General features: G+C 62.3%; 8 protein-coding genes. 6 read left to right on the forward strand and 2 right to left on the reverse strand.

Annotated elements, in window-relative coordinates:
- The first annotated feature begins 1 nt into the window (after position 1).
- From BC363_RS07960 to BC363_RS35070, 4 genes are all read left to right on the forward strand, one after another.
- Positions 2-1309, forward strand: a complete 1308-nt coding sequence (locus BC363_RS07960; RefSeq protein WP_065787392.1) for a glycosyltransferase family 4 protein — start codon at positions 2-4, stop codon at positions 1307-1309.
- 171 nt (positions 1310-1480) lie between these two features.
- Positions 1481-2188 (forward strand): sugar transferase, encoded by a 708-nt coding sequence (locus BC363_RS07965; protein WP_244519819.1) that lies wholly within the window; start codon positions 1481-1483, stop codon positions 2186-2188.
- 441 nt (positions 2189-2629) lie between these two features.
- Positions 2630-4150: an oligosaccharide flippase family protein gene (locus tag BC363_RS07970; protein WP_161491358.1), complete on the forward strand. Its 1521-nt coding sequence runs from the start codon at positions 2630-2632 to the stop codon at positions 4148-4150.
- A 46-nt stretch (positions 4151-4196) separates the two neighbouring features.
- Complete coding sequence (locus tag BC363_RS35070; protein ID WP_161952444.1) at positions 4197-4349, forward strand: hypothetical protein; 153 nt, start codon at positions 4197-4199, stop codon at positions 4347-4349.
- Positions 4350-4382: 33 nt separating this feature from the next.
- Here the strand turns inward: BC363_RS35070 and BC363_RS07975 are convergent, their stop codons facing one another.
- Positions 4383-6107: a GMC family oxidoreductase gene (locus tag BC363_RS07975; protein WP_065787390.1), complete on the reverse strand. Its 1725-nt coding sequence runs from the start codon at positions 6105-6107 to the stop codon at positions 4383-4385.
- A gap of 275 nt (positions 6108-6382) precedes the next feature.
- On the opposite strand from BC363_RS07975, the gene BC363_RS07980 reads away from it, so the two are divergent.
- Positions 6383-7564, forward strand: a complete 1182-nt coding sequence (locus BC363_RS07980; RefSeq protein WP_065787389.1) for an aminotransferase class I/II-fold pyridoxal phosphate-dependent enzyme — start codon at positions 6383-6385, stop codon at positions 7562-7564.
- Complete coding sequence (locus BC363_RS07985) at positions 7554-8354, forward strand: 4'-phosphopantetheinyl transferase superfamily protein (RefSeq protein WP_065787388.1); 801 nt, start codon at positions 7554-7556, stop codon at positions 8352-8354. Before BC363_RS07980 ends, BC363_RS07985 begins: the two co-directional genes overlap by 11 nt.
- Here BC363_RS07985 and BC363_RS07990 read toward each other — a convergent pair.
- A complete protein-coding gene (locus BC363_RS07990) occupies positions 8275-9861 on the reverse strand; it encodes a hypothetical protein (RefSeq protein ID WP_065787387.1) in 1587 nt (528 codons plus the stop codon). The two genes, BC363_RS07985 and BC363_RS07990, sit on opposite strands and share 80 nt — an antisense overlap.
- Between the last annotated feature and the right edge of the window lies 1 nt (position 9862).

The following is a 9862-nucleotide window of genomic DNA, read 5'->3' on the forward strand; positions in this document are numbered from 1 at the left end:
CATGATGGTTCAGCCGCCCGACCGCGTCGTCGTCATCAACGATCGTTCCACCAGGGTCGGCGGCGCCACGAACCTGGCCATACTTTCCGCCGAGCTGCTCCAGCAGCGCGGAATCTCGGTCACGTTCTTTGCCGGCGACCGTGCGCCGGACGACAAGCCGGCCGCCGATACGATCAATCTCAACGCTGTTCCCTTGCTGGAGCGACGGCGGAGCGACGCAATGCGTCTCGGCCTTTACGATCCGCCCGTCTACGAGGCGCTCAACCGGCTGATCACAAGCCGCGATACCCCGTCGACGATCTACCACGTTCATGGTTGGTCGAAGATCCTGTCGCCGGCAATCTTCCGGGCGCTCGCGCCCGTGCGCGACCGCGTGGTCCTCCACGCTCACGACTATTTCCTCGCCTGCCCCAATGGCGGCTTCGTCAATTTCCAGACCCACCGCGTCTGTCAACTGAAGCCGATGTCCAGCCGTTGCCTCACAACGCAATGCGACAAACGCGGCCTGCACGAGAAGGCTTGGCGCTCGGCGCGGCATATGCTGCGCGAACACCTTTTCCCGACCAAGCGGGTGGCCGCAAACATCATCGTCGTGCACGAGAGGATGCGGGGCTACTTCGAGCGCGCCGGCACGAACGGGGCTCAGATCGAAACGATCCGAAATCCTGTCCTTCCCTTCCTCAGCGCCGGGCTCCAGCCCTGGACCAACCGCAACTTCGTGTTCGTCGGCCGATTGGAGCCTGAAAAGGGGTTCGAGGATGCAGCCAAGGCGGCAAGCCTTGCCAATGTGCCGCTTCATTTCATCGGCGATGGCGCCGGCCGCGCGCTTATCGAAAAGGAGTTTCCCCAGGCAACCGTTCACGGCTGGAAATCCAAGGACGAGATGCGGGATATCATTCGCAGCGCACGCGCCGTCGTGGTCTCGTCGCGTGTACCGGAACCGTTCGGCCTGGCGGCCCTTGAAGCCATCTCCACCGGCATACCGGTCATCCTGACCGACGCCGCCTTGCTCGCGGACGAGATTGCGGCCCTGGGCTGCGGCGTCAAATTCCGCATCGCCGATGTCGAGGATCTTGCCGCCGCGATGCGCTCCCTTGCTGCCAACGACGCACTGGTACGGCAAATGAGCGGAAACTGCTTCAGGGCGGCGGCCACGCTCGCGCATACGCCGGAATCCTGGGTGGACGCGTTGATCGACCTCTACGGTCGCGTGTTGCAACGCGCCAACCGGAGCACGGTCGACATCCGACGGCACCAACTGGTCGCCGCCGCGGCTCTGAGTGATCTGCGCAGTGGTGAGCCCCGATGAAACGGCTTCGATCAGTGCTTGGAACAAGCTGCCAGCGAAGGGCCTCCGTCTCCCGCCGATTAGGACGTTTAACCGGCGGCACGGCAATCCTGCCCGGTGTGTACCTCCATTGGACTAGGCCTTGCCCATCAGGATCGATTGTAAATCAAGGCGCCCGCTGGCAGCCTGTTAATGGCGAACGGTGTTGGGGGGGTGAGAGATATGCTGTCTGTTTCTGATGGCGCTGCACATCAAGGACACGCCGCGCGCGGAACCATCGCAGCACGACGCGGCAGCAGGTCTAAACGCCTGATCGACGTGACGGTATCCATCCTGGCGCTCATCTTCCTTGCGCCGGCCCTCGCGCTGATCGCAATCGCGCTTGTCATCGTCGACGGCCGACCCATCATCTTCCGGCAAGCCCGCGTGGGTGCACAGGGGAAAATGTTCGAGTGCCTCAAGTTCCGGACCATGCGCCGCGATGCGGCGGAACGACTTGCCGAACTTCTGGCGACGGACCCAGAGCGAAACAGGGAGTGGATGGAAAAACGCAAGCTTGTCGGCGACCCGCGTGTCCATTGGCTCGGCAAGATCCTGCGGATGACCTGCCTCGATGAATTGCCGCAGTTCTACAACGTGCTGCGCGGCGATATGAGTCTTGTCGGGCCTCGCCCGATCTCGCTGGAGGAAACGGAGAGATACGGCCCGAACCTGCACTACTACACAGCACTGAAGCCGGGCATCACCGGTATGTGGCAAGTCAAAAGACGGCCGGAAACCACCTATGACGAGCGGGTTCAGCTCGACATTGACTACTACCAGTCTCGGTCGATCTACCTCGACATCGTGATTATCGTAAAAACGGTAGGCGTCGTCCTCTTTGCAACAAACGAGATCTGACGGGGGCGTTTACCAGATGAAAAAGATTACGGCCGCCCAGAAAACAAGGCACAGCACGACCACGGACCAGCGAATGGCCAGCTTCGTGTTCCATGAAGGCCGATTGGTCATGGCGCCCTCTTTATCCAACGAGATCCGTCTCAACATCTATTGCGAGCTCCCCTCTCCCGCGGACATCTTCAGTTTTTCCCTGGCCGCAACCGGCCATGGAATTCAGGCGAACTGCGGGCGCCAACGTTCATGCCATAGCGCATTCCGCCGCACAAAACGGCCTATACCCGAATCACGGCGTCAACGCACACCATACCTTAGGAGTTGCGAATTTTCAGCAAAACGGGGCAATTTCGCAAAAGCCGGCATGCAGGACCTGCCACGCCCACTTGAGCCCGGTGCCTTCTCACGTTCCCGGCAACGCCGCTTACTCCCCGCCGTGGTGCAATGATGTCCCGCTGGTTCGAGATGGCACTTCCGCAGCTGCGAAGGCTATTACCGGGCTTCCCCCGCGCATTGCGCCTACCGCATCTGATCGGCGACGGCTTCGCTGCCCTGTGCGCCAAAGTCATCTCACAGGCCGCTCAGTTGTCGATCTTCATCGTTGCGGCGCATGTACTCGCGGCAGCCGAATTCGGCTTCTTTGCCTTCGCCTCCTCCTTCGCCATTTTCGTTCTTGTCGTCGCCGAGGGCGGCTGGGGTGAGTTCGTGATGAAAGGCGGCACTGACAAAACCGACCTCGATCAGCTTGCGACCCTGTCGATATTGTCCGGCCTTATCGCCACGCTCCTGGGGCTGTGTACGGCTGCAACCATGCTCATGCTGGGGCATGGCTGGAACGCGTTGCTGATCGCCCTCTTCAGTTCCTGGTATCTGCCGGCGTCGCTGTCGACGGTTTACGACGGCATTCTCATTTCGCATGGTCGATTGCGAGGCCAATCCATCATCAGGATCGCGGCCGAGATCATCGGGCTGCTGGTGGCCATCGGCGGGCTTTCACAGGGGTGGAACATCGTTGCGCTCATCTGCGGGCGGTTGGCGCAACAGCTGACGATCCTGATTGCCTCGATGATCCTGCTGCGGTGGTTGCCGCGTCTGCGCCTACACCGCTCATACGCCAAGCAGGTGCTGGAGTTCTCGCGCCATATCGTCGCCAGCCGGCTCGTCGTGTTCTTTCGCTCATACGCGGGCACGCTGGTGGTCGGCAGTTTCCTCGGTCTGGCTGAAGCGGGCTACTACCGCGCGGCGGAACGGATCGTCGCCGCCTTCTCCGAGCTCTTGGGCGAACCGGCCCGGATGTTTGCCTGGATCCTCTTTGGCCGCGCCGCGGGCAAGGACAAGGGTGATGTCGACCGGGTCGCGATCGGGACGACTGCCACCACGTTCATGACCGTTCTGATGGCCATCTCGACACCGATCTATCTCGGTCTCGCACTGATCTCCGCAGAACTGATCGACGTCGTGCTGGGTGAGAAATGGGCACCGGCGGCGATCCTTGTTGCAATCCTCGCCGCGAAACAGACGCTTCTGATTCCGGGCTATGTGACCGAGCCGCTACTTTCCCTGAGCGGCAACATTCACAGGATGCCGAGGGCGGTGCTGTTGAACGGCGCGGTTTCCGTCGGCCTGATCATTCTCCTGACCCCGTTCGGCGCCGTTGCCACGGCGCTCGGACAATGCGTCGCCGCAGTGTTCTCGTTCAACATATCGATGCGGCTGCAATCGCGCGAGGGCGAGCTTGCCTGGAACCGCGTCCTTCGCGACTGCGGCCTGGTTGCGATCGCCGTCTGCGCCATGGCGGCCGCCGTCTTTCTGTTCGGCCGGATAGCCGAAGCGTCGTCGCTGAGGCAGATGTCGACGATCGCCTTGCAGGTCGTTGCCGGTGCGGCGATCTATGTCGCAGCACTCGCCATTCTGCAGCGATGGAGCGACGCCCTGCGGCCGATCTTCGCGTTCGGTCGCCACGGATGAGGAACGCACGGAATAACGCAGGCGCAAAAATCAGGGGAGACGCATCGTGCTGACCAGCGACATCAAGAACACTGCCTACCCGCTTCTGCGTCGCGCGATGCGTAGCCTCAACCGCTCCCTGACCCCGCTGAAGGCAGCCGGCGGACGGCTGCGATATATGTCGAGCGAAAGCGCCGGTTTCTATTTCAAACTGCGATGACGACCAGACGCCAATAGGGGAAGGGGACCGACATCAAAGCCCGGGTGCGGCAACTGCGTCTTCAGTCACCGCGCGAGGCGTCGACGTCGCTGCCGAATGTTTTTCCAGCCGCATCTTCAGATGGTCGGCGAGACGCATCGCCAGGCCAAGCGTCATCAATGTCGGATTGGCGTGGCCGGGCGTCGGAAAGATCGAGCCGCCGGCGACAAAAAGGCCTTCCACCCCGTGCACCATGGCATTCGGATCGACGACGCTGGTGGCGAGGTCGCTTCCCATGCGTGTCGTGCAGGACGGATGCGCCATGTCGGTGAACGCAGCCTTCCCATCGTCATCCCAGGCTATCCAGTCGACCAGATGCGGCTGTGGAAGGCCATTGCGTACGAATTCGGAGGCCAGTGCCCGGGCAAGCCGTTTGACGCTCTGCACCTCTGTGGGGCCGATTTTCCAGGCGACGCGCGGCAGCGGCACGCCAAGTGGGTCCCGCTGATCCGAGAGGGTGACGCGGCTCTCCGCGTCGAGCTTCTGCTCGACCATGACATCGAAGCGCAGCTCATCGGATCTGTGCATCAATCCCCGCTTTTGTACCATCCGTCGGAAGGTGCCCTTCGCCAGGAAGGCAGGCGATCGAGCGACGACGGCAAGATCGCTCGCAAGCCGCGTACGATCGCCCCGCATCAGTCGCTTCAGTGCCGCCCAGGGATCACCAGCCGAATGGATCTGCACCGGATAGGCAGCACAGTTGACGAGCGCCTCGCGTCTTTGCACGGTCGGGCTCAGGCGCAGACCATGGAGATAGAACCGGGTCGCCCCTTCCTCGGACAGGCCGTAGAAGTTGAAGTGCCGTGCCACCGCGTCGATATCCCGCCGGTCAAACCGGAGAAGCGTCGAGCGCGGGTGATCGGCGAGGTAGCGCCCAACGACACCTCTGCCGTTGCCGACGCCGCCTGGCATGACCGATCTCGAAGCCAGCAGCAGGCGGGCGTTCTCGATGCCGCCCGTACACAGAACGACAATCTCGGGCCGCACACTTGCGGCGGTTCCGTCAAGGCTGCGCAGATCGAGAGAGGCGACACGCCGTCCGCCCTCGTCGAGATGGATCGCCGTGACCGTGGCATGGGTGAGGATGTCGATGTTCAGCGCCACCAAATCGGCAGCCACATTGGCAAACCGCATGGGTTCGCCGTGCCGATCGCGTTCATGGCTGAACTGCCAGAAGAACGGGCGCAACAGATCGCGGTCGAAGCCGCGTTCGTCCGGCGGCGAATGCAGCCGGCCAAAGAGCCTCTCGTCATAGAGATTGGGTCCAAGATTGAGCAGGCGCGCCGCGCGATCAAGCGCCGGCGCCAGACTTTCGCGTGTCATCGGCCAACCGGACACCGGCAGCCACGGCCTTTGCTCGAGATCGATTTCGTCGAAGCTCGCGCATTTGCCGATCCAGGTATGCGTGCTGCCGCCGAGCACTCGGTTGCGCAACTCGAAAGGGGGGATGTCATTCAGCCACGCAAGGCTGCCGTTATAACCGCGACCGGGTTTTTCGACCCCGTCTCGGGCAATAGGCTCGCCGACATTCACGACGGCATTCAACGTCTGCTGCGCGGCCTCGAAGTCGGCGCCGCCGCTTTCGATGACGAGCACCCGGCAGCGGCTGTTGGCGAGTTCCCGGGCTATCGTCAGGCCGACGGGGCCGCCGCCGACGATCGCCACATCCGGACGAAACTCGGTGCCTTTGGGCGCTGATCGGAGGTCACGGATCGGCATGAAAGGAACTCCCGCGTGCTACATATCGGTCGTAGCACCAGCGCTATCGCGCCGAAATCTCCCAATATGCATAGGGGAGTAGGGCAACTACTGATTTCGGCTAGCTGGAGCCTGCACACTTTGTTCAGGCGCTGGCCGGAAGGCCATTTTGAAACGATGTCGCGACGCGACTAGGCTTGTTCATTGGGGCCGGTACCCAGCAGGCGATTTGTCTTCATCCCTGGACGCCGATGGTCGGCGCGCGCGGAGAGCCGGCGAGGATCGGAGAGCACAGGATGGCGCGTGTAGGCATAAGGGAATGGCTGGCTCTCGCACCTGTCTTTGCGTCAGGAAACCTCGCCCGCTTCGGCGGTGACGGCAACGGGCCGCTCACGCGCTTCGAGGCGGATTTTTCGGCCAAGTTCGGCACAGGCCATGTGCTGACCGTCAGTAGTGGCACGGGCGCCTTGATCGCTGCTCTGGCGGCAGCGGGCATCGGGCCGGGCGACGAAGTGCTTGTGCCCGCCTATACCTGGATTGCGACAGCCGGCGCCGCACTGGCCGTCGGAGCTGTCCCCATCATCGTCGAGATAGACGAGACCTTGACGATGGATCCGGCAGATGTTCTGCGAAAGATCACGCCCTGTACGCGCGCCATCGTTCCCGTGCACATGGCCAACATGGTGTGCGACATGGACGGCATCATGCAGATCGCCCGCCAGCACGGGCTCGTCGTCATCGAGGATGCCTGCCAGGCCGTCGGGTTGACCTACAAGGGCGTGCGCGTCGGCACGATCGGCGATGCCGGCGCCTTCAGCTTTAACCAGTTCAAGAACATCAATGTCGGCGAAGGCGGGGCAGTCGTGACCAACGACGACCAGCTTTTTGCAAGGGCCCGCATGTATCACGACATCGGCGCGCTGTTTCGCGGCCACCTCGACAATGCCAACGAGCCGCCCATGCTCGGCGTCAATCTCAAGGCCAGCCAGATCCAGGGCGCGATGCTGAACGTGCAGTTGAAGAAACTGGACCCGATGATCCGCCGTATGCGCCGTCGCTACGATGCGATTGCCGAGATCCTGTCCGCCAGCAATGCGATGCGCGTCGGCCCGCACAACGATCGGCCAAATGCCGCCGGCCTTCACGTGATCTTCGACACGGCCGAAGAGGCCCGGGCCTTTGCCGCCGAAAACAAACGCGGGGTCTACCGCCCCTACGATTCCAGCCGGCACGTCTACAGCAACTGGTTACCGGTGCTGGAACAGCGCACGGCAAATCCGAAGATGAACCCCTATGCCTGGGCGTCCCGCAAGATCGAGTACGCGCCGGATATGTGCCCCCGGTCGCTGGATATCCTGAAGAGGACGTGCCGCATCGGGCTCGGCGAGAACTATCCCTTGCCGCTCATGACCTATTTCGCCCGACGCATGCTGCGCCAACGGCCCGCCTCGAAGGGGAGCCTCGTCTATGCGACCTAGCCTGGACCGGATCGGTCCCAACTTCATCGACATCTGGCGCTGGAACCTCGACCCGGCCCAGGGCGAAATCGATCCGTTATTCCCTATGCTGAGCGGCGAGGAAAAGGCACGAGCCTCACGTTTCGTGTATCCGGAACACCGTCAACGTTTCATCGCCGGACGTGCCGGCCTGCGCCTCGTGCTTGGCCACTACCTCCATGTTCCGCCACACCGCATCGGTCTGACCTACAACGTCTTCGGCAAGCCGCGCATCGCCGGCGCATCAGAGTTGCTGCATTTCAATCTCAGCCACAGCGCCGACGTGGCGATGCTGGCGGTTTCCGACCATTACCCGGTGGGCATCGACATCGAAGCGATCAAACCTCTGGAAGAGGATATTGCCGGGCATTTCTTTTCGAAACGCGAGTGCAATGCTCTAGCCGCGTTCGACGGCGACGACTATCTCAACGCGTTCTATCGCTGCTGGACGCGGAAGGAAGCTTTCGTGAAGGCCCACGGCGCCGGACTGTCGCTACCACTCGACTCCTTCGACGTCACCGTCGACGCGGCCTCCCGCCCTAAGCTCGAATCCCTGGATGGAGATAGGGACGCGCCGCTGAACTGGAGCCTATTTGATGTCGCGACCCCGCCTGGGTTCGCCGGCACCCTGGCGGCGCTGACCCTCGGCAACGCCGTCCATCTTCGTTACTGGAATGATGATGTGCTCGCGCTCAAAGCGTCAGTCGCGCATCCAGCACATAGCGATCCCCGGCAGCGTCAAAATGGTGGCAACCGAGCAATCCGGGTTTGAAATCGGGTTTGATCGTCCTGATGCACCGTTCCCGATAGTTCTCCAGGTCCAGCTGCTCGATCTCCATGATGTTCAACCCATAGCCGTAAATGCCGTGGGCATTGTGCTGGGACGGGCGGAAGACGCGGCCCTCGCGCGCGAAGATCCGGCCGGCATTGCGCGCAAAGGTGCTGCCGAGCACCACCGGATTGCGCTTGTGCGGCGTAATGCGCGCCAGCCCCGGCCCGTCGACTTCAAAGATATGAAGCTCGCTGCAATGGTCCTCATAGGCGTGGAACTCGGAGAGGTTCGTAAACAGCCACCACCGCCCGTCATGGCGGGTGAGCACACTGTCGGCGGCGGACAGGCCGTTGAGCGCCGTTGCGTGCAGCTCCCACTTCAACGGGAACTCGACACAGCGCCAGATTTCGATGCGCTTGGACTGATGCGTCTCCGGCATCATGAAGATGTCGTCGCCGTCGCGGAAGACGAACGGATAGGACAGATGATAGTCGCAGTTCAGCGCGATACCCACCGGCTCGAGGCGGTCGCCGTCGAAGCGGCCCACAGCAATATGCGCCTTGCGGTCGCCATTGGCATAGGCCTCGTAGAACAGGTAGCACTCGCCTTCATGCTGGAGCAGGAACGGATCGGCCTTGATATCCGTCAACGTCGGCGGGATCTCGACGGAAACGCCCGGCTCGAAATCGTCGATACGGCCGCTCCCGGTAAAGAGCGTCCAGACGGCCGACCCGGTCCCGGCCTTGTGTTGCACTGCCTTCTTCACTCGCCCGGCGAGGTGGCTGCTGAGGATGCCGAGGTACCTGGCCAACTCATCAATCGACGGCGGCGAGGCTGGCCGGCGCGTCGGCAGCGGTGTCGTGATCAGCTCACCGGTATCGGCCAGCCGCGCCAGTTCGCGTAGCAGCAGAGTAGCGGCACGTTCCTTGACAAAATTGATGTTTCTGACCGCGCTGAACTTGATGTTGAAGGAGGATGAAGCGATGGCAACGGACGACGCCGACGCCCCGAGGCGAACATAGAGCGCCAGGTCCACGGCCGGCGCGCCACTGACCACCTCCAGATAGCTGAACCACTCGCCTGCTCCCGATTTCTGGTCGGAGAAAGAGAGCGCCCATTCGCCATAGGGCAATTCGCGCACGGCATCGTCGGGCAGGCCGCTCGGCGTCATGCGGATCACCAGATCAAGTCCAAGCTCTGCCACCTGCGCCTGGACGGCGCCAGGCTGCGATGATGCCAATGGCACGATGCGCTGCTTGCGCCCATCGAAGTTGCAGGGATTGTATACCGCCTGGCGACCGAACACCGCCTGCTCGAGCCGATGCGCAAGCTTGAAGAGAACGGAACTCCTGCCCGCCCCATATGGCGCCGGGTGAGCAAGCAAGGCGGTCAAGGAATATCGCGGATCGGCAACGATCCGATCAAAGACCATCAGTTGCCAATTCTCGAAATGCTCGTTCTGTTCGACCAGGATGCCGATGCGCAATGGGAGGCTTGTGACACGCATG

Source organism: Ensifer sp. LC384 (assembly GCF_001695865.1).
Taxonomy (GTDB): domain Bacteria; phylum Pseudomonadota; class Alphaproteobacteria; order Rhizobiales; family Rhizobiaceae; genus Ensifer.